The organism is Streptomyces fulvoviolaceus, from assembly GCF_000718165.1.
GTDB classification, from domain to species: domain Bacteria; phylum Actinomycetota; class Actinomycetes; order Streptomycetales; family Streptomycetaceae; genus Streptomyces; species Streptomyces fulvoviolaceus.
Genome location: NZ_JOEY01000009.1, coordinates 26351 through 44874, shown reverse-complemented (window position 1 = coordinate 44874; position 18524 = coordinate 26351). Strand labels below are relative to the sequence as shown.

Here is an 18524-nt window from a genome sequence, read left to right as displayed (position 1 = left end):
ACAACCCACAGCCTGTGGACAACCGGACGCCCCTGGAACCAATCGCGTTAACATGACGAGAAATCGTCCGGTACCCAGATGCGGACTGGAACGGGAAGGCCGCCGTCGCGTGAGTACAGTCCAACAGCCAGACCCCCGGGACCGCCCCGCGCGGCTCACCGTCGGCGTCGTCGGCGCCGGTCGTGTGGGCCCCGTACTGGCCGCGTCCCTCCAGCTCGCCGGGCACCGCCCGGTGGCCGTATCCGGAGTCTCCGACGCCTCCAGGCGGCGTGCCGCGCTGATGCTCCCCGACGTGCCGCTCGTCGCTCCCGCCGACGTCCTGCAGCGTGCCGACCTGGTGCTGCTGACCGTTCCCGACGACACCCTGCCCGGCCTGGTGGAGGGCCTCGCCGAGACCGGGGCCGTGCGGCCGGGACAGCTGCTGGTGCACACCTCCGGGCGGTACGGCGCGAAGGTCCTGGACCCGGCCCTGCGCGCGGGCGCGCTGCCGCTGGCCCTGCACCCGGCGATGACCTTCACCGGCACCCCCGTGGACGTCCAGCGTCTCGCCGGCTGCTCCTTCGGCGTCACCGCCCCCGACGAGCTGCGGCTGGCCGCCGAGGCCCTCGTCATCGAGATGGGCGGCGAACCCGAGTGGATCGCCGAGGAGAACCGCCCGCTCTACCACGCGGCCCTCGCGCTGGGCGCCAACCACCTGGTCACCCTGGTCGCCCAGGCCATGGAGCTGCTGCGCGCGGCCGGTGTCGAGGCCCCCGACCGGATGCTCGGCCCGCTGCTCGGCGCCGCCCTCGACAACGCCCTGCGCTCCGGCGACGCGGCCCTCACCGGCCCCGTCGCGCGCGGGGACGCGGGCACGGTCGCCGCGCACGTCGCGGAGCTGCGCAAGCACGCCCCGCAGACCGTCTCCGGCTATCTGGCGATGGCCCGCGCGACCGCCGACCGGGCGCTCGCCCACGGCCTGCTGAAGCCGGAACTCGCAGAGGACCTTCTCGGGGTACTCGCCAACGGGAGCCACGGGACCCCGGGGAACCCCGGGGCCGACGGCGCCGAGGGAGACGCCCGATGACCACCAACCTGGTGCGCACCGCCGCCGAACTGCACGCACGCGTGCGCGTGGGCCGCCGCGCAGTCGTGATGACCATGGGCGCCCTGCACGAGGGCCACGCCACGCTCGTCCGCACCGCCCGCGAGATCGCCGGCCCCGAGGGCGAGGTCGTCGTCACCGTCTTCGTGAACCCGCTGCAGTTCGGCGCGGGCGAGGACCTCGACCGCTACCCGCGCACCCTGGACGCCGACCTCAAGCTCGCCGAACTGGCGGGCGCCGACGCCGTGTTCGCGCCCGCCGTGGACGAGGTCTACCCGGGCGGCGAGCCCCAGGTCCGTATCAGCGCCGGCCCCATGGGGGAGCGCCTGGAGGGCGCCGTGCGCCCCGGCCACTTCGACGGCATGCTCACCGTCGTCGCCAAGCTGCTGCACCTCACCCGCCCCGACGTCGCCCTCTACGGCCAGAAGGACGCCCAGCAGCTCGCCCTGATCCGCCGCATGGTGCGGGACCTGAACTTCGGCGTCGAGATCGTCGGCGTGCCGACCGTCCGTGAGGACGACGGCCTGGCCCTCTCCAGCCGCAACCGCTACCTCTCGCCCACCGAGCGGCGCACGGCGCTCGCGCTGTCCCGCGCGCTGTTCGCGGGCCGCGACCGGCACGCGGCACAGGAGGCGCTGCGCGCGCGGGCGCTCGAAGTGCCCGCCACGCACGCGCGTGCCGAGGCCCTGAGCGCCATAGGGGAGTCCCGCGCGGCGGCCGACACGCACGCCGTCGCCAAGGCCACCCCCGGCGGCCCTACGGCCGTCCGCGCCGCCGCCCGTCTGATCCTCGACGACGCCGCCCGCCTCGACCCGCCGCTGGTCCTGGACTATCTGGCCCTCGTCGACCCGTCCGACTTCACCGAGATCCAGGACGACTTCACCGGTGACGCCGTCCTCGCCGTCGCCGCCCGGGTCGGGACAACCCGGCTGATCGACAACCTCCCCCTCACCTTCGGAACCCTCGGAGCCGCCTCGTGACCAGCACAGGCATACGACTGCACGCGCCCGCGCCAGGGTGGTCCATCTCCGCGGACGTGATCGTCGTCGGCTCCGGGGTCGCCGGTCTCACCGCGGCCCTGCGCTGCGAGGCCGCCGGCCTCAGGACGGTCGTCGTCACCAAGGCCCGCCTCGACGACGGTTCCACCCGCTGGGCGCAGGGCGGCATCGCAGCGGCTCTCGGCGAGGGCGACACCCCCGAGCAGCACCTCGACGACACGCTGGTGGCGGGCGCGGGTCTGTGCGACGAGGAGGCCGTACGGATCCTCGTCACCGAGGGCCCCGACGCCGTGCGCCGCCTCATCGCGACCGGTGCCCACTTCGACGAGTCCGAAGCGGGTGACCTGGAACTGACCCGCGAGGGCGGCCACCACCGCCGCCGTATCGCACACGCGGGCGGTGACGCGACCGGCGCGGAGATCTCCCGGGCGCTCGTCGAGGCGGTACGCGCGCGTGGTCTGCGCACGATCGAGAACGCGCTGGTCCTGGACCTGCTCACGGACGCCGACGGCCGTACGGCGGGCGTCACCCTGCACGTCATGGGCGAGGGCCAGCACGACGGCGTGGGCGCCGTGCACGCCCCCGCGGTGGTCCTCGCGACCGGCGGCATGGGCCAGGTCTTCTCGGCTACCACCAACCCGTCCGTGTCCACGGGCGACGGTGTGGCACTCGCCCTGCGCGCGGGCGCCGAGGTCAGCGACCTGGAGTTCGTCCAGTTCCACCCGACCGTGCTCTTCCTCGGCGCGGACGCGGAGGGCCAGCAGCCCCTGGTCTCCGAGGCCGTACGGGGCGAGGGCGCCCACCTGGTCGACGCGGCCGGCGTGCGCTTCATGGTCGGGCAGCACGAACTGGCCGAACTCGCGCCCCGGGACATCGTGGCCAAGGGCATCATGCGCCGCATGCAGGAGCAGGACGCCGAGCACATGTTCCTCGACGCCCGGCACTTCGGCGCCGACATGTGGGAGCACCGCTTCCCGACGATCCTCGCCTCCTGCCGCGCCCACGGCATCGACCCGGTCACCGAGCCCATCCCGATAGCGCCGGCCGCCCACTACGCCTCCGGCGGCGTGCGCACGGACTCCCAGGGCCGTACGACCGTCCCGGGCCTGTACGCGTGCGGCGAGGTCGCCTGCACCGGCGTGCACGGCGCGAACCGGCTCGCGTCGAACTCCCTGCTGGAAGGCCTGGTCTACGCCGAGCGCATCGCCGAGGACATCGCCGCGGCCCAGGGCGAGAACGGCCTCCACGCGCGCGTGCCCGCACCGGTCGAGCGCCCCGAGAAGCCCGCGCACCCGCTCCTCGCGCCGGAAGCCCGCTTCGCGATCCAGCGGATCATGACCGACGGCGCAGGCGTCCTGCGCTCCGCCGAGTCCCTCGCGAAGGCCGCCGAACAGCTCCAGCGGCTGCACTCCGACGCCCGCGACGCCCTCGACGAGAACGGCAAGACCGCCGAGCCCGGCGTCGACACCTGGGAGGCCACCAACCTCCTGTGCGTGGCCCGCGTCCTGGTCGCCGCGGCCCGGCAGCGCGAGGAGACCCGCGGCTGCCACTGGCGCGAGGACCGGCCCGACCGCGACGACACGGCATGGCGCCGCCACATCGTCGTACGGCTGAATCCCGACCGCACCCTCGCCGTACACACCACCGATACCGCAGACTTCCCCCCGACCCGGCAGCCCCTTCAGGAGCAGTGACAGACGTGAGCACCCCCGACCTTCCCCTCGCCCCGACCGGAGGCTGCGGCGACGGCTGTGCCTGCGGCGCGGACGCCGGCATCGGCGGCGAGGAGTATCTGGAGTGCGGGCTCGACCCCGCGCTCGCCCAGCTTCTGGCCGACGCCGGACTCGACCCCGTGGAGGTCGAGGACATCGCCAACGTCGCCATCCAGGAGGACCTCGACCACGGCGTGGACGTGACGACCGTCGCGACCATCCCCGAGGACGCCGTCGCCACCGCCGACTTCGTCGCGCGCGAGGGGGGCGTCGTGGCGGGCCTCAGGGTCGCCGAAGCGGTCGTCTCGGTCGTCTGCGAGGCCGAGTTCGAGGTCGAGCGGCACGTGGAGGACGGCGACCGGGTGGAGGCCGGGCAGAAGCTCCTGTCGGTCACCACGCGCACGCGTGACCTCCTCACCGCCGAGCGCAGCGCGCTCAACCTCCTGTGCCGGCTGTCGGGCATCGCGACCGCCACGCGCGCGTGGGCGGACGTCCTGGACGGCACGAAGGCACGCGTGCGTGACACGCGGAAGACGACGCCGGGGCTGCGGGCCCTGGAGAAGTTCGCGGTGCGGTGCGGCGGCGGTGTGAACCACCGGATGTCTTTGTCCGACGCGGCGCTGGTGAAGGACAACCACGTGGTCGCCGCGGGCGGTGTCGCGCAGGCCTTCAAGTCCGTACGGGAGGCCTTCCCGGAGGTGCCGATCGAGGTCGAGGTCGACACCCTGCACCAGCTGCGTGAGGTCGTGGACGCCGGCGCCGACCTGATCCTGCTGGACAACTTCACGCCGGGCGAGTGCGAGGAGGCGGTCGCGCTCGTGCACGGCCGTGCCGCGCTGGAGGCCTCGGGCCGGCTCACCCTGGAGAACGCCAAGGCGTACGCCGGCACGGGCGTCGACTACCTCGCCGTAGGGGCGCTCACCCACTCCTCGCCGATCCTGGACATCGGTCTCGACCTGCGCGCGGCGGAGTAGACAGCCATGCTCCTCACGATCGACGTAGGCAACACGCACACGGTCCTCGGCCTGTTCGACGGCGAGGACATCGTCGAGCACTGGCGGATCTCGACGGACGCGCGCCGCACGGCCGACGAGCTGGCGGTGCTGCTCCAGGGCCTCATGGGCATGCACCCGCTCCTCGGCGACGAACTGGGCGACGGCATCGACGGCATCGCGATCTGCGCGACCGTGCCGTCCGTGCTGCACGAGCTGCGCGAGGTGACGCGGCGCTATTACGGCGACGTGCCCGCCGTGCTCGTGGAGCCGGGCGTGAAGACGGGCGTGCCGATCCTCACCGACAACCCCAAGGAGGTCGGCGCGGACCGGATCATCAACGCGGTGGCCGCGGTCGAGCTGTACGGCGGACCGGCCATCGTCGTGGACTTCGGTACGGCCACGACCTTCGACGCGGTGTCCGCGCGCGGGGAGTACGTCGGTGGGGTCATCGCGCCCGGCATCGAGATCTCCGTCGAGGCGCTGGGCGTCAAGGGCGCGCAGCTGCGGAAGATCGAGGTGGCGCGGCCGCGGAGCGTGATCGGCAAGAACACGGTCGAGGCGATGCAGTCCGGGATCATCTACGGGTTCGCCGGTCAGGTCGACGGGGTCGTGACCCGAATGGCCAAGGAACTGGCGGAGGATCCGGACGACGTGACGGTGATCGCGACGGGGGGGCTGGCCCCGATGGTGCTCGGCGAGTCCTCGGTGATCGACGAGCACGAGCCGTGGCTGACGCTGGTGGGGTTGCGGCTGGTGTACGAGCGGAACGTGTCGCGGATGTGAGCGGGGTGGGGGTGGCGCCGGGTTGTTTTTCGCCCCCGCCGCCCCTACCCGTCCCATCCCCGGGGGCTGCGCCCCCGGACCCCCGCTGTCGGCCCTGAACGGGCCTTGTCCTCAAACGCCGGACGGGCTGAAATCCACCGCCGGTGCCTGGAAGCGAAGCCCGCAGCAGGTGGGTGGGGGGTCGGGACGGTGGTTCCCGTCCTCGAACGCCGGACGGGCTTGCGATGCGCGTCCGCCCGGGTGGCTCCTCGCGCCACACCCGTGCTCCCTATGTCGAGTTTGTCTGATTAGCGCGTACTGTCGCCGCATGCCCACGCCATACGGATCCCGCGGCGGCATGGTGTTCGGCGCGGAGGAGCTGCGTGTGCTCCGCCGCGCTCTCGCCCTCGCCCTTCACCCCAGCCCCGCCTCGGCCGAGGACGTCCAGGACTGCCTCCGCCTCGCCGAGTCCCTAGACGAGGCGACACGTGAGGGTGCCCGGCTGCGAGCCTTCCTGGTGGCCGATCTCGCCCGCTATCGCGCCGCCCTGCCCGGCACCGCCGCCGGCTACCTCACGCTCCTGGAGGAGGCGCTGGGGGCCGGATACCGCCCGCATTCCGACGACCTCGCCGCCCTGCGGGCCCTGCGCGGCAATCCCATCGCGGCGGCTCTCCTGGACCGTTGCCTGGTGCTGGCCGAGCGGGACGTACGAGCCCGCCTCGCCGGCGCCACGGCGGCCGGACGCGCTGCACCCGCCCCGACGGTCCCCGCGTCCCGCACGCGGCTCCTGGCGCTCCCTGGAGGCCTTTCCGGCGCCGCCCAGGCCCCTGCCGAGCAGGACGCGAAGGACCCGACCAAGCCGGCGGAGAAGCCCGCCGAGCGCCCGGCCCCCAAGCCGGCCCCCGCCGGCCCGAAGCCGTCCCGCCCCATCCCCACCCCGGGCGAGGTCTTCCCCCGCCGCAAACCCACCCCGCCAGCGACAAGCCCCCCACAACAGCTGGCCGCGGGCTGAAACCTCCCGGCACCCCCACTCGCCGCCGGCCGGCCCGAGCCGGCCGTCGGCCCGGCCTCAGCCCCATGCCGACAGCCGGCCCCGTGTCCGATGCGGGCTGCCGGCAATTGGCCGCGAGCTGAGGCGTCCCGGCGCCGGCCCTCGCCGACGGCCGACCGGCGCCCGGAGTCGGCTGGCGGTCCAGCCTTCGATCCTTGCCGTCGGCCGGCGCCAGCAGTCGTCCAAAGCGCGGTGCCGGCGGTTGGCCGCAAGTCGATGCATCCCGCCCCTCGCCGAAGGCGGGCCCGCGCCTGGGGCCGGCCTTCGGCTCAGCGCCCAACCCTCTCCGCCCGTCGGCCCGCGTCGGCAGTCGGCGACGGCGCCGTGCCGGCGGTTGGCCGCGGGCCGATGCATCCCGGCCCTCGCCGAGGGTGAGCCCGCGTCTGGCGCCGGTCTTCGGCTCAGCGCCCGACCCTCTCCGGCCTCCGGCCCGGCGCCGGCAGTCGGGCACGGCGCCGTGCAAACGACCGTCTGCGCCGGCCGTCGGCCAAGACGCCCCGGTTCTTGGTCGACGGCCGGCGCAGACGATCGGCCGTACGGCTACCCCCTCGACCCTCGCCATCGGTCGCCCCGCCCCCACCAGCCGCAGACCGAGACACCACCCGGCCCCGTCCCAGTCCCGCCCACCGCCCGTAGGCACAAGGCGCCGACGACCCGTGTCATCGTCCGCCCCCCCCCACCCCGCCCCACCCCGCCGCAGGCGAAGCCGTCGGCCCCATTTCGCCCCACCCCGCCCCGACCGCCCCCCGGCCCGTGGCTACCCTGGACGCATGGACTACGTCTCCGCGCTCGTGCCCCCGGTCGTCATGGCCGTGTTCTTCATCGGTGTGGTCAGGGTGATCGTGAAGACCCAGGGTGGGGCGAACAAGGCCAAGGAGGACGCGGCCGTCGACGCCGTCCTCGCGCGTGCGGAGGGGACCCGGCAGGCCTCCGGCACCGCGAAGGCGAACGCGGGCGACGCCTGAGCGCTCCACGGCGCCCTCAGCGGCGTACGACTCCCACAAGCCCTGTGCTTTCCGAGTCGTACGCCCTTTTTGTTCCTGTTTGCCGCTGAAGTGCACGTCCGCCATGCCAATACCGAGTTCTCCCACTATTGTGCTGAGCTGTGCCTCGCCCATTGGGAGAACTCGAAGACGCGGTCATGACGCGGGTGTGGAAGTGGAACCGTCCGGTGACCGTTCGAGAAGTCCTGGAAGACCTTCAGCAGGAACGGTCGATCGCGTACACCACGGTGATGACCGTTTTGGACAATCTCCATCAGAAGGGCTGGGTGCGTCGTGAGGCGGAAGGCCGGGCCTATCGATATGAGGCGGTCTCCACACGCCCCGCCTACGCCGCCGCACTCATGAACGACGCCTGGTCGCAGAGTGACAACCCCGCCGCCGCTCTCGTCGCCTTCTTCGGCATGATGAGCGACGAACAGCGACAGGCCCTGCGGGACGCCGTACGCATCGTCCAGGGACCGGAAACATCCGAACCGGCACCGGATGCCGCCGAAACCGTCGAGGAGAACCCCGGCTCGGCGCAGCGGGGCGGCGGGCGATAGCGTCCGCTCATGTCAGCAGAGAGCCAGGGTCCCGAAGTCGCCGCAAAAGCCATCACCGTCCGACGGGCCCGCACCAGCGATGTCGCGGCCATCCGCGGTCTCCTTGACGCGTACGTCCGTGACCGCATCCTGCTCGACAAAGCGACGGTGACGCTTTACGAGGACATCCAGGAGTTCTGGGTGGCCGAGCGAGACGACAACGCCGAGCTGCTCGGCTTCGGCGCCCTGCATGTGATGTGGGAAGACCTCGCGGAAGTCCGTACTCTCGCGGTGAAGCCCGGCCTGAAGGGCGCGGGCGTCGGGCATCAGTTGCTGGAGAAGTTGTTGCAGACCGCTCGCTGGCTCGGCGTTCGACGCGTTTTCTGTCTGACCTTCGAAGTGGACTTCTTCGGCAAGCACGGCTTCGTCGAGATCGGTGAGACACCCGTTGACACCGATGTCTACACGGAGCTACTGCGTTCCTATGACGAAGGTGTGGCTGAGTTCCTCGGACTCGAACGAGTGAAACCGAACACCTTGGGCAACAGCCGGATGCTTCTGCATCTGTGATCGCCAAGGATCCGGCGGATCCGCGGTATTCGACGGCGCGCCCCTGCCCAGGTTCCCTATGTCCGAAACGCGCATGTTTCCGGTCGGCGGGAGCCCTGTCGGTCTCCCCTAGGGGTTTGTGTTTTCTCAGCAAAAGCGGTTTGCTTTCCGACGTACTGCAGTACTGCATATAACAGGGGACGGCGAAACGGCGGATGCCGCAGACCCCAGGCCCTCAAGTATTGGATGAAAGGAAATCCGGTGGCACAGAAGGTTCAGGTCCTTCTTGTCGACGACCTCGACGGCGGCGAGGCGGACGAGACTGTCACGTTCGCGCTGGACGGCAAGACGTACGAGATCGATCTCACGACTGCCAATGCGGACAAGCTCCGTGGCCTTCTCGACGCGTACGTGAAGGGCGGCCGTCGTACCGGAGGTCGTGCTTCGGGTGGACGCGGAAAGGCGCGTGCCGCTTCCGGCGGCAGCCAGGACACCGCTCAGATCCGTGCCTGGGCCAAGGAAAACGGTCACGAGGTCAATGACCGCGGCCGTGTTCCGGCGAACATTCGCAAGCTTTACGAAGAGGCCCACGCCTGATCGACGGGGCAAAGGTCTATGGCTGTGCGCATGCGCGCCGCAGTCGCAGCCGGTGGCAGTGCGTTGCCACCGTGTTCAGCACGCGTACGAGATCGGGGGCGCCCCCACCGCCCCCCACGGCCGACACCGTCGGCAGCGAGGCCTCGACCTCGCACCCAGGCTCGGGGGGCCGCAGCCATACGGCGGCCCCCTGCAGGGTCCCCTGGCGGCCCGGCGGAAGCGGCGCGTCCATGAGTCCGCCCTCGCCGATCGCGAGCAGATCGAGCGCCAGCGCGCCCCACTCCAGCCAGTCCAGCACCCCCGGCAGCTCCTCCGCGCCGCCCGCGGCCATCAGCAGCCGCATCCGGTCGCCCTCCACGGCCACCGGAGAGCCCGGCGCCAGATGACGCAGCGCGGCGCGGCCCGCCTCGGCCGGCACGTCCAGGACGTCGAAGCGCAGGCCCACCCGCAGCCGTACCGGAATGTCGAGCCTTCCCGGCTGGGCGGGCACTGTCGCCCAGCCCAGTTCGTTCTCATACCAGCGGCGGACCGATTCGCCGGAATCCCCCGAATCGGCCGGATCGGCCGGATCGCTCGCCTCGAGCGGCCGGCGGGGGAGCGGGACGGTGGTGAGGTCTGTGGCGAGCGGAGGGCGTGTGACCGGGGGGAGGCTGCCAACCATGCCAAGTGCAACCACCGGAAGGGCCTGCGGGTTACGCTGGGTGGTCCGGTAAATGCGCAGAGTGCTGAAAGAGGGGGCGTGCGGGGGTGCGGGGAGGCGCAAGGTTGTTCGCCCATAGCGGAGCGAACCGGTGCGCGCGGCATGGAGTGTCCGTCCGAGCGGGTAAGACATCCCTAGTGAGAGGGGGCGACACGCAGGAAAGGCCGTCTCACGTTCGCCATCGGCGTACTGATGGTGGGGGTAACTGCCTGGCCTGCGGGAACATCGTCTCGCACCATCGGGTTGGAGCAGATGTCGGCGTTCGGGGTCAGGAGGCCAAGGACGGTGTCGGCAGTTGGAATGAGCGGTCCCCGCTTGCGGGACTAAGCTGCGGAAGGACAGGGAGGGGAAGTTCCCCCCACTGCCTGACCGCTCTGAGGAGCGATTAACGATGTTCGAGAGGTTCACCGACCGCGCGCGGCGGGTTGTCGTCCTGGCTCAGGAAGAAGCCCGGATGCTCAACCACAACTACATCGGCACCGAGCACATCCTCCTGGGCCTGATCCACGAGGGTGAGGGTGTCGCCGCCAAGGCCCTTGAGAGCCTCGGGATTTCGCTCGAGGCGGTCCGCCAGCAGGTGGAGGAGATCATCGGGCAGGGGCAGCAGGCCCCGTCCGGGCACATCCCCTTCACCCCCCGTGCCAAGAAGGTCCTGGAGCTGTCGCTCCGCGAGGCTCTTCAGCTGGGCCACAACTACATCGGCACGGAGCACATCCTGCTCGGCCTGATCCGTGAGGGCGAGGGTGTCGCCGCCCAGGTCCTGGTCAAGCTGGGCGCCGATCTCAACCGGGTGCGGCAGCAGGTCATCCAGCTGCTCTCCGGCTACCAGGGCAAGGAGACCGCCACTGCCGGCGGCCCTGCCGAGGGCACCCCCTCGACGTCCCTGGTCCTCGACCAGTTCGGCCGGAACCTCACCCAGGCCGCTCGTGAGTCCAAGCTCGACCCGGTCATCGGGCGCGAGAAGGAGATCGAGCGGGTCATGCAGGTGCTGTCCCGCCGTACCAAGAACAACCCGGTCCTGATCGGTGAGCCCGGCGTCGGTAAGACGGCGGTTGTCGAAGGACTGGCTCAGGCGATCGTCAAGGGCGAGGTGCCCGAGACGCTGAAGGACAAGCACCTCTACACGCTTGACCTCGGCGCGCTGGTCGCCGGCTCCCGCTACCGCGGTGACTTCGAGGAGCGCCTGAAGAAGGTCCTCAAGGAGATCCGCACCCGCGGCGACATCATCCTGTTCATCGACGAGCTGCACACGCTGGTCGGTGCGGGTGCCGCCGAGGGCGCCATCGACGCCGCTTCGATCCTGAAGCCGATGCTGGCCCGTGGTGAGCTGCAGACCATCGGTGCGACCACCCTGGACGAGTACCGCAAGCACCTGGAGAAGGACGCGGCCCTCGAGCGCCGCTTCCAGCCGATCCAGGTCGCGGAGCCGTCCCTGCCGCACACGATCGAGATCCTCAAGGGTCTCCGTGACCGGTACGAGGCCCACCACCGTGTCTCCATCACGGACGAGGCGCTGGTCCAGGCCGCCACCCTGGCCGACCGGTACATCTCGGACCGCTTCCTGCCGGACAAGGCGATCGACCTGATCGACGAGGCCGGTTCCCGGATGCGCATCCGCCGGATGACCGCGCCGCCGGACCTCCGCGAGTTCGACGAGAAGATCGCCGGTGTCCGCCGGGACAAGGAGTCCGCGATCGACTCGCAGGACTTCGAGAAGGCCGCCTCCCTCCGCGACAAGGAGAAGCAGCTCCTGGCCGCCAAGGCCAAGCGGGAGAAGGAGTGGAAGGCCGGCGACATGGACGTCGTCGCCGAGGTCGACGGCGAGCTGATCGCCGAGGTCCTCGCGACCGCCACCGGCATCCCGGTCTTCAAGCTCACCGAGGAGGAGTCCTCGCGTCTGCTGCGCATGGAGGACGAGCTCCACAAGCGGGTCATCGGCCAGGTCGACGCCGTCAAGGCGCTGTCGAAGGCGATCCGTCGTACGCGCGCCGGTCTGAAGGACCCGAAGCGTCCCGGTGGTTCGTTCATCTTCGCCGGCCCGTCCGGTGTCGGTAAGACCGAGCTGTCCAAGGCGCTCGCCGAGTTCCTCTTCGGTGACGAGGACGCGCTGATCTCCCTCGACATGTCGGAGTTCAGCGAGAAGCACACGGTCTCGCGTCTCTTCGGCTCGCCCCCCGGCTACGTGGGCTACGAAGAGGGCGGCCAGCTGACCGAGAAGGTCCGTCGCAAGCCGTTCTCCGTCGTTCTCTTCGACGAGGTCGAGAAGGCCCACCCGGACATCTTCAACTCGCTGCTGCAGATCCTGGAGGACGGTCGTCTGACCGACTCCCAGGGCCGGGTCGTGGACTTCAAGAACACGGTCATCATCATGACGACCAACCTCGGCACCCGGGACATCTCCAAGGGCTTCAACCTGGGCTTCGCGGCCTCGGGCGACAAGAAGTCGAACTACGAGCGCATGAAGAACAAGGTCTCGGACGAGCTCAAGCAGCACTTCCGCCCCGAGTTCCTCAACCGCGTCGACGACGTGGTCGTCTTCCCGCAGCTGACCCAGGACGACATCCTCAAGATCGTTGACCTGATGGTCGGCAAGGTGGACGAGCGGCTCAAGGACCGGGACATGGGCATCGAGCTCTCCCAGGCCGCCAAGGAGCTGCTGTCCAAGAAGGGTTACGACCCGGTGCTGGGTGCGCGTCCGCTGCGTCGCACCATCCAGCGCGAGATCGAGGACACGCTCTCGGAGAAGATCCTCTTCGGCGAGCTGCGCCCCGGTCACATCGTGGTCGTGGACACGGAGGGCGAGGGCGAGGCCAAGACCTTCACCTTCCGCGGTGAGGAGAAGTCGGCACTGCCCGACGTCCCGCCGATCGAGCAGGCGGCCGGCGGTGCCGGGCCGAACCTGAGCAAGGAGGCGTAAGCCTCAGGGCTACGTCGGAAAGGGGCCGGTGCTTTCGAGCACCGGCCCCTTTCGTATGCCCGCGGGCGGTTACGACAGCTGGCCGTCGTAGTCCGGGAGCTTGTAGGTCTTCTCGGCGTGGCCGCCCGACAGGTCGGTGGCGCTGTTGCCGATGTTCGCGATGATCGTGTAGCCGTCGTTCTCGATGTCGACGCGCTGGGCGGTCTTGTACGCGGCGACGTCCTTGAAGAGGTCGACGAGGCTGCGGACGTAGAGGCCGGAGACCTGGTAGCCGACGTGCTCGAGGTTGTAGTCGGTCACCGAGTAGATGATGCCGGGGCGGGCCGTCACGAAGAACAGGGAGACGCCGTGCTCCTGGGCGTACTCGGCGACTTCGAGGACCGGGGCGTTGGCCGGCTGCGGGTAGCTGAAGCCGAAGTCGGTCTCCAGGGTGGTGTTGTCGATGTCGAAGACGATCGCCTGCTTCTCGCCCGGCGTCGTGTTCGCTATGCGCTGCTTCAGGTAGGGCAGGGCCTGGTCCATCACCGCCTGGCAGTCCGTCTGCCAGGTGTCGTAGTCGACGTCTTCGGCTGCGGCCGTGGCGGTCGTGGAGGTGCTCGTGGTCGTCGTCGCGGCCTCGGCGGGGACGGCCAGTGCCACGAGGGCGGTCGCGGAGACGGCGGTGATGGCTGCGCGGCGCGCCCAGGGGCGTCGTGTGGTCATCTGTGGGGGTTCCTCTCACGTCCTGCACATGGAGTTGTCGCGTGCATGTTTGTTGGTGAGGGTGGCGCGAGGGGAACCGTAGGGTTACTGGAGGGTAAGTGGCCAGAGATGTGCGTCACACCACGGCGTACACCTTGGACGCGGTGGGGGTGACGGGGAGTTGGGCGAGGATGTGCTCCGGTACCTCGAAGGTGTCCGGGGCGAGGACGATCCGCATCGTGTGGAGGTTGGGGAACAGGGCCGGGATGCTCGAAATGTCCTCGGTGCCTGTGAAGTTGTTGAGGCGCAGGGTGGTGATGCCGGGCAGCGGTGGGCCGTTCCAGCCGGTGACCTGCCAGTTGAGGCGCAGTCTCTTGAGCCGGGGGACGCGGGCGATCTCCTCGTAGTCCTCGGGAGACAGTGGAGTGGCGACATCGGTGGCCAGGCTCAGTTCGCTGAGTGACCGGAAACGATGCAGGCCGCGTAGGCCGGTGTGGGTGAGCGCGCCTTTGGAGAAGCGCAGATGGCGCAGGGGCAGGTCTGTGGGGATGGCTCCGTCGAGGGAGTCGGCCTGCAGGGCCGGACCGAGTTCGAGATGCTCCAGGGACGTCGAACCGGAGAACACGGACAGGGCTCCCGGCCGTTCCAGGCCGGGCGTGAGATCCAGGCAGAGCCGGTGCAGAGGGAGGTGGGCGAGCGGGGTGAGGTCGTCCACCTGCGGACACCTGATGATCTCCAGATAGGTGAGCCGGCGCAGGGGCGAGAGACAGCTCAGGTCCCACATCCCCTTGCCGTCACGGAGGACGAGGTCGGTCACCGCGTCGGGGTCGAGCCGGGACGGGTCCGCGTCGCCGACCAGCTGGAGGCGCTGCCTGCCGCCGAGTTCGTCCAGGATGCGCAGGTGTTCCGTCGAGTGGGCGGTGAAGAAGAGGCCGTCCTCGCGCAGGTGGGCGACGACCTGCTCGGCGTACCGTCGCGCCGGGAACCGGTGCCAGGTCCAGGTGAGCTGGGCCCGCACGTCCAGGGCCGTATGGGTCCGGAACCGGGCGAGCACCGGCAGCGCCGCATCCGTCCCGATGAGCGACGCGGCGATGACCACCGCCCGCGCCTCCGCGTCGCTCAACACCTCCGGCCCCGGCAGCAGCTCCAGCGCGAGCGGGCCGGCCGAGGCCAGCGCGCGGGCCTCCTCCGTCGTCCGGGGCGGAATCAGCGCCGCCGCGTTCTGCTCCACGGCCGCCCGTACCCCCGGATCGAGCTGCGTCGCGTGTTCCAGTGAGGCCAGGGCGAGGAGCCGTACGCGGGTGGCCGCCGGGCCGGACAGGTGCCGGGCCGCCTCGGTGAGGTCACTCAGCAGCTCCGCCCTCTCCCGCGGCCGCGCATGCGCCACCGCCATGCGGAACACGTCCGCCCACTGCTCGTCCGCGGCGGCGCCCCGTACCAGCAGCCCGAGGTCCCCGTCCTCCACCGCCGCCTTCGCGCCCAGGTAGTCCTGGAAGGTGCGGTGGACGAACTCGACCGTGCCGACGGTGGGTTCGCGGAGCAGGCCGCTGCGGACGAGGAGGTGGCGCAGGATCACCTCCGCGTTGCCCTGGGCCGCCGCGGCCGGGAGGGACGGCAGGACGTCGGTGACGATGCGTTCGGCGCGCTCGCGGTCCATCTCCGACTGGTTGTTGCGGATCAGCCAGTAGGCGAGGCGCTGGAGCAGCTGGATCTGGGGGAGTTCGGTGAGCTGGACACCGTCGCCGTCCCCCTGGGGAAACATGTCCCGCTCCTCGTCCCGGCGGGCTAGCAGCATCGAAAGGGCGGCGTCGTACAACTCCTGGCGCCCGTGCGGGAGATAGCCGCGGCGGTCGCGGTGCAGGGCGCAGATCAGGCCGCACATCAGGGGGTTGGTGGCGAGCCGACCGAGGTCGGGCTTGGTCTGGACGGCGTCGAGGAGGGAGCGCCGGTAGCTGTCGAGGAGGTCCGGATCGGGTGCGTCGATCCGGGCCGCCGTGTGCCAGCGGGCGATGAATGCGGCCACGTCGTCCCGGCTCATGGGCGTGAGGGCGAGTTCCGTGAAGCCGTCGGGGGTGAGCCAGTCCTCCCGTACGGCGGAGGGGCGTGAGGTGACCAGCCACTGGTTGCCGGGATAGACGTCCAGCAGGTCGCGCAGCCAGCGGCGGGTGCGTTCGCGTTCCCGCTCGGGGATCTCGTCGATGCCGTCGATGAGGAGCAGGCCGCGGCGGGCGGTGAGGACGCGGTCCGCCCAGCCGGGCGGTTGGGTGGCGTGGAAGGGGACGCGTACGGCTTCGAGGAAGGCGTCGGGGGCGGGGAGGCCGTCGGAGCGCCGGACGAGGGTGCGCAGCGGGAGGACGAACGGGATGCGGTCGCCTCGCTCGCCCCTGGCCGCCGTCACCGCGAGCCACTGCACGAGGGTCGTCTTGCCGGAGCCGGCCACGCCGCGCAGCAGCACCAAGTCGTGCTCGGCGAGGGCCTGTTCGGCGGGCAGCGCGGTCGCGGCGGCGATGGTCGGCCCGTCGGGGCCGCTCGCGTGGTCGTCCTCGGCGGGACCCAGGGCCTGGAGGCTGAGGTAGGCGGCGTCCAGGGGCCAGCGGTCGGGGGAGTCGACCAGGTCGATGCCGTAGATGGTCAGGTGGCTGTGCTTGGTGGTGACGTAGGAGAGGTAGCGCTGTTCGAAGGCGGGGTCGGTGCCGTCGGGTGGGGGTGTGCGGGCGATCAACTCGTCCACTTTGGCGATGAGTTCGCTCTGGCGGCGGGTCTGTTCGACGAGTGTGCGGGCGACGAAGGTGGAGCGCTGGGTGAAGAAGTGGACGATGTGCAGACAGGCCGTGTGCAGGAGACGGCCGTAGAACAGGCCTGCGTCCAGCGAGAGGTCGCGGTCCGGATTGCCGCTCGCCGTGCGGAGGGTGGCGGCGAGGAACGCGTGGCCGAGCTCGACCGCCTGGACGTCCGTCATGGTGAGGTCGCCGAGGGCGTGGAGGGTGTCGGCCAGGGCGTGGGTGACGGCCTGTTCCTCGTCGGGGGGTATGGGGCGCTCGCCTGTTTTCAAGGACTGGCGGACCAGGGCGGCGGAGAGTTTGTGGAGCGCCGGTTTGTCGAGCGTGCGGGTTTCGCCTTTGAGGGAGACGTAGGCGGCAATGCGGATGGGTTTGTCCACCAAGCCCGCGCCGGGGAGTTCGGGGACGAAGAGTTTCCTGATCAGGGGAGTGACCGCGGCCGAGGCCAGCTTGACGCCGATGGTCGCCGGATCCATGGGCGCTCTCCCCCTGAGTCGTCCGTCCAGGGCAGCAGCGTAGCCCCGGTCACATTCCCGGGTCCCTCGATCTTGGCGGCCGGTGACATGCCGCACAGGCGATTTGTCCGGTACTAGGCGGAGTAGTGGAAAGGCCCGAAAGGGCAAAAAGGACTTTTGGTTCGGAACCCCTGGATCGGTTTCGCCGTTCTGGGTGGATTCATCCCTGATGGGGTCTCTGTCAAGGAGGGTGAAGTTTTGGGATGAAGTACTAGCTTCCGTCGTAGTTCACAGGTTTTGGTACCTGTGGTCCTCGGGGGTACCAAGGGGTGCTCCATCCGGCGGCCACCTGTGTGCCGGGTGGTTTCTCCGTCCCCGTCCCCATGAGGTTCCGATGCTCCAGCGTGTCTCGTCCCGCTCTTCCCGTACGTCCCTGCTCCGCACCCGCGCGACCGTGCTGGCCGTCGGGCTGGGCGCGTCGGTCGTACTGGGGTCAGGGGTCGCGGCCGCGGCCGGCACCTCAGTGACCTCGGCAGCCCCGGCGGCCAAGTCCACGGTCGCCGCCAAGAAGGCCGCCTCCTGGGTCGACCCCGTGAAGAAGTACACGCTCAGCGCGAGCTTCGCCCAGTCCGGCAGCATGTGGAACTCCACGCACAGCGGGCAGGACTTCGCTGTCGCCAGCGGCACGCAGGTCTTCGCCGCGCACGGCGGCACCGTGGTCAAGGCCGGTTCCAGCGGCGCCGGTGACGGGTCCGCGTACGGCAACGCCATCGTCATCAAGCACGGCAACGGCACCTACTCGCAGTACGCCCACCTCTCGCGCATCCAGGTGAAGGTCGGCCAGGTCGTCACCACCGGCCAGCGCATCGCCCTGTCCGGCAACACCGGCAACTCCAGCGGCCCGCACCTGCACTTCGAGATCCGTACGACCGCGAACTACGGCTCGGCCATCGACCCGGTCGCCTTCCTGCGCTCCAAGGGCGTGACCCTCTAGCGCGGCTCTCAGGGGGTCTTCGTGCCCTCGTGCGCCTGGGTCACCAGGTCCGTCGCGACCTCCAGGACCGCCTTGCGCTTCTCCTCGGGAGTGGCGTCCAGGTCCTGGATGAAGAACATCCCGGCGTGCAGAGTGAAGATCGCGCTGACGCAACGGATCTGGTCGACCAGGGCCGCGTCCGGGTCCATGATGATCTCGCGCAGGCCCTGCATGCGGTCCTTGAAGGTCTCACCGACGCGCAGTTCCCGGACCGCCGCCTGGTTCTCCTGCATGAAGCGGAACAGCGGCGCCGCGCCGGCCAGGATCGCGCTGTAACGCCGTACGATCTCCTGCTTCGTCTCCAGCGTGTGCGGCTGCTGCTTGCCCCACTCGGTCAGGTCGAGGATCGGCTGCGTCAGGTCGTCGAAGATGCTGACGAGGATCTCTTCCTTGGTCTTGAAGTGGTAGTACAGAGCCGCCTTGGTGACGTCGAGGCTCTCGGCGATCTCGCGGAGCGAGGTCTTCTCGTACCCCTGCTCGGCGAAGAGTTCGAGTGCGACGTCCTGGATGCGCTGGCGGGTGTTGCCGCGGCGCTGCTGCTTGGTGCCGTCCATGGTGCCGCCCATCCTCGCGCTCCTCGGGTTCCCTGAAAACTTACTTGCCGACCGACTAGAAAACTTACTTGACGCCCGGCTAGTTACGGGTCTACCTTCCCCAGTGTAGTCAGCTAGCCGGTCGGCAAGTA

16 protein-coding genes are annotated in these 18524 nt (G+C 70.3%); 12 read left to right on the top strand and 4 right to left on the bottom strand.

Annotated elements, in window-relative coordinates:
• Window positions 1-109 precede the first annotated feature (109 nt).
• From IG08_RS0111305 to IG08_RS0111260, 10 genes are all read left to right on the top strand, one after another.
• On the top strand, window positions 110-1066 hold the full coding sequence (locus tag IG08_RS0111305) for a Rossmann-like and DUF2520 domain-containing protein (RefSeq protein ID WP_030599624.1): 957 nt from the start codon (window positions 110-112) through the stop codon (window positions 1064-1066).
• Window positions 1063-2064, top strand: coding sequence for a pantoate--beta-alanine ligase (gene panC, locus IG08_RS0111300; RefSeq protein ID WP_030599623.1), 1002 nt, complete (start codon window positions 1063-1065; stop codon window positions 2062-2064). The genes IG08_RS0111305 and panC overlap by 4 nt, the downstream gene beginning before the upstream one ends.
• Window positions 2061-3776: an L-aspartate oxidase gene (locus IG08_RS0111295; RefSeq protein WP_030599621.1), complete on the top strand. Its 1716-nt coding sequence runs from the start codon at window positions 2061-2063 to the stop codon at window positions 3774-3776. The genes panC and IG08_RS0111295 overlap by 4 nt, the downstream gene beginning before the upstream one ends.
• A 5-nt stretch (window positions 3777-3781) precedes the next feature.
• A complete protein-coding gene (gene nadC / locus IG08_RS0111290) occupies window positions 3782-4768 on the top strand; it encodes a carboxylating nicotinate-nucleotide diphosphorylase (RefSeq protein WP_030599619.1) in 987 nt (328 codons plus the stop codon).
• 6 nt (window positions 4769-4774) lie between these two features.
• A complete protein-coding gene (locus IG08_RS0111285) occupies window positions 4775-5572 on the top strand; it encodes a type III pantothenate kinase (protein ID WP_030599617.1) in 798 nt (265 codons plus the stop codon).
• Between the two features lie 337 nt (window positions 5573-5909).
• Window positions 5910-6563, top strand: coding sequence for a hypothetical protein (locus IG08_RS0111280; RefSeq protein ID WP_030599615.1), 654 nt, complete (start codon window positions 5910-5912; stop codon window positions 6561-6563).
• Between the two features lie 809 nt (window positions 6564-7372).
• Window positions 7373-7567 carry a hypothetical protein gene (locus tag IG08_RS0111275; RefSeq protein WP_030599612.1) on the top strand — a complete coding sequence of 65 codons (195 nt, stop codon included), beginning with the start codon at window positions 7373-7375 and terminating at the stop codon, window positions 7565-7567.
• Between the two features lie 176 nt (window positions 7568-7743).
• Window positions 7744-8148, top strand: a complete 405-nt coding sequence (locus IG08_RS0111270; protein WP_030599608.1) for a BlaI/MecI/CopY family transcriptional regulator — start codon at window positions 7744-7746, stop codon at window positions 8146-8148.
• 9 nt (window positions 8149-8157) lie between these two features.
• Window positions 8158-8697, top strand: coding sequence for an amino-acid N-acetyltransferase (locus tag IG08_RS0111265; protein ID WP_030599606.1), 540 nt, complete (start codon window positions 8158-8160; stop codon window positions 8695-8697).
• A gap of 240 nt (window positions 8698-8937) precedes the next feature.
• A complete protein-coding gene (locus tag IG08_RS0111260) occupies window positions 8938-9273 on the top strand; it encodes a histone-like nucleoid-structuring protein Lsr2 (protein ID WP_030599604.1) in 336 nt (111 codons plus the stop codon).
• A gap of 16 nt (window positions 9274-9289) precedes the next feature.
• Here IG08_RS0111260 and IG08_RS0111255 read toward each other — a convergent pair whose 3' ends face one another.
• The gene (locus IG08_RS0111255; protein ID WP_043454000.1) at window positions 9290-9934 is read right to left on the bottom strand and encodes an SCO3374 family protein; all 645 of its coding nucleotides are present in this window, start codon (window positions 9932-9934) and stop codon (window positions 9290-9292) included.
• Between the two features lie 430 nt (window positions 9935-10364).
• On the opposite strand from IG08_RS0111255, the gene IG08_RS0111250 reads away from it, so the two are divergent.
• Window positions 10365-12890 carry an ATP-dependent Clp protease ATP-binding subunit gene (locus IG08_RS0111250; RefSeq protein WP_030599600.1) on the top strand — a complete coding sequence of 842 codons (2526 nt, stop codon included), beginning with the start codon at window positions 10365-10367 and terminating at the stop codon, window positions 12888-12890.
• A gap of 69 nt (window positions 12891-12959) precedes the next feature.
• On the opposite strand, the gene IG08_RS0111245 is transcribed toward IG08_RS0111250, so the two are convergent.
• Complete coding sequence (locus tag IG08_RS0111245; RefSeq protein ID WP_030599598.1) at window positions 12960-13592, bottom strand: HAD family acid phosphatase; 633 nt, start codon at window positions 13590-13592, stop codon at window positions 12960-12962.
• Between the two features lie 115 nt (window positions 13593-13707).
• A complete protein-coding gene (locus tag IG08_RS0111240; RefSeq protein WP_030599597.1) occupies window positions 13708-16827 on the bottom strand; it encodes an NACHT domain-containing protein in 3120 nt (1039 codons plus the stop codon).
• A gap of 373 nt (window positions 16828-17200) precedes the next feature.
• On the opposite strand from IG08_RS0111240, the gene IG08_RS0111235 reads away from it, so the two are divergent.
• On the top strand, window positions 17201-17800 hold the full coding sequence (locus IG08_RS0111235; RefSeq protein ID WP_030599595.1) for a M23 family metallopeptidase: 600 nt from the start codon (window positions 17201-17203) through the stop codon (window positions 17798-17800).
• Between the two features lie 8 nt (window positions 17801-17808).
• Here IG08_RS0111235 and IG08_RS0111230 read toward each other — a convergent pair whose 3' ends face one another.
• A complete protein-coding gene (locus IG08_RS0111230) occupies window positions 17809-18405 on the bottom strand; it encodes a TetR/AcrR family transcriptional regulator (protein WP_030599593.1) in 597 nt (198 codons plus the stop codon).
• Window positions 18406-18524 lie beyond the last annotated feature (119 nt).

Excerpts from the sequence above, each read along its gene's own strand:
- IG08_RS0111255 (WP_043454000.1), bottom strand. The coding sequence starts at position 9,934 with ATGGTTGGCAGCCTCCCCCCGGTCACACGCCCTCCGCTCGCCACAGAC.
- IG08_RS0111250 (WP_030599600.1), top strand. The coding sequence starts at position 10,365 with ATGTTCGAGAGGTTCACCGACCGCGCGCGGCGGGTTGTCGTCCTGGCT.
- IG08_RS0111240 (WP_030599597.1), bottom strand. The coding sequence starts at position 16,827 with ATGGATCCGGCGACCATCGGCGTCAAGCTGGCCTCGGCCGCGGTCACT.
- panC (WP_030599623.1), top strand. The coding sequence starts at position 1,063 with ATGACCACCAACCTGGTGCGCACCGCCGCCGAACTGCACGCACGCGTG.
- IG08_RS0111265 (WP_030599606.1), top strand. The coding sequence starts at position 8,158 with ATGTCAGCAGAGAGCCAGGGTCCCGAAGTCGCCGCAAAAGCCATCACC.
- IG08_RS0111235 (WP_030599595.1), top strand. The coding sequence starts at position 17,201 with ATGCTCCAGCGTGTCTCGTCCCGCTCTTCCCGTACGTCCCTGCTCCGC.
- IG08_RS0111270 (WP_030599608.1), top strand. The coding sequence starts at position 7,744 with ATGACGCGGGTGTGGAAGTGGAACCGTCCGGTGACCGTTCGAGAAGTC.
- IG08_RS0111245 (WP_030599598.1), bottom strand. The coding sequence starts at position 13,592 with ATGACCACACGACGCCCCTGGGCGCGCCGCGCAGCCATCACCGCCGTC.
- IG08_RS0111280 (WP_030599615.1), top strand. The coding sequence starts at position 5,910 with ATGGTGTTCGGCGCGGAGGAGCTGCGTGTGCTCCGCCGCGCTCTCGCC.
- IG08_RS0111285 (WP_030599617.1), top strand. The coding sequence starts at position 4,775 with ATGCTCCTCACGATCGACGTAGGCAACACGCACACGGTCCTCGGCCTG.
- IG08_RS0111230 (WP_030599593.1), bottom strand. The coding sequence starts at position 18,405 with ATGGGCGGCACCATGGACGGCACCAAGCAGCAGCGCCGCGGCAACACC.
- IG08_RS0111275 (WP_030599612.1), top strand. The coding sequence starts at position 7,373 with ATGGACTACGTCTCCGCGCTCGTGCCCCCGGTCGTCATGGCCGTGTTC.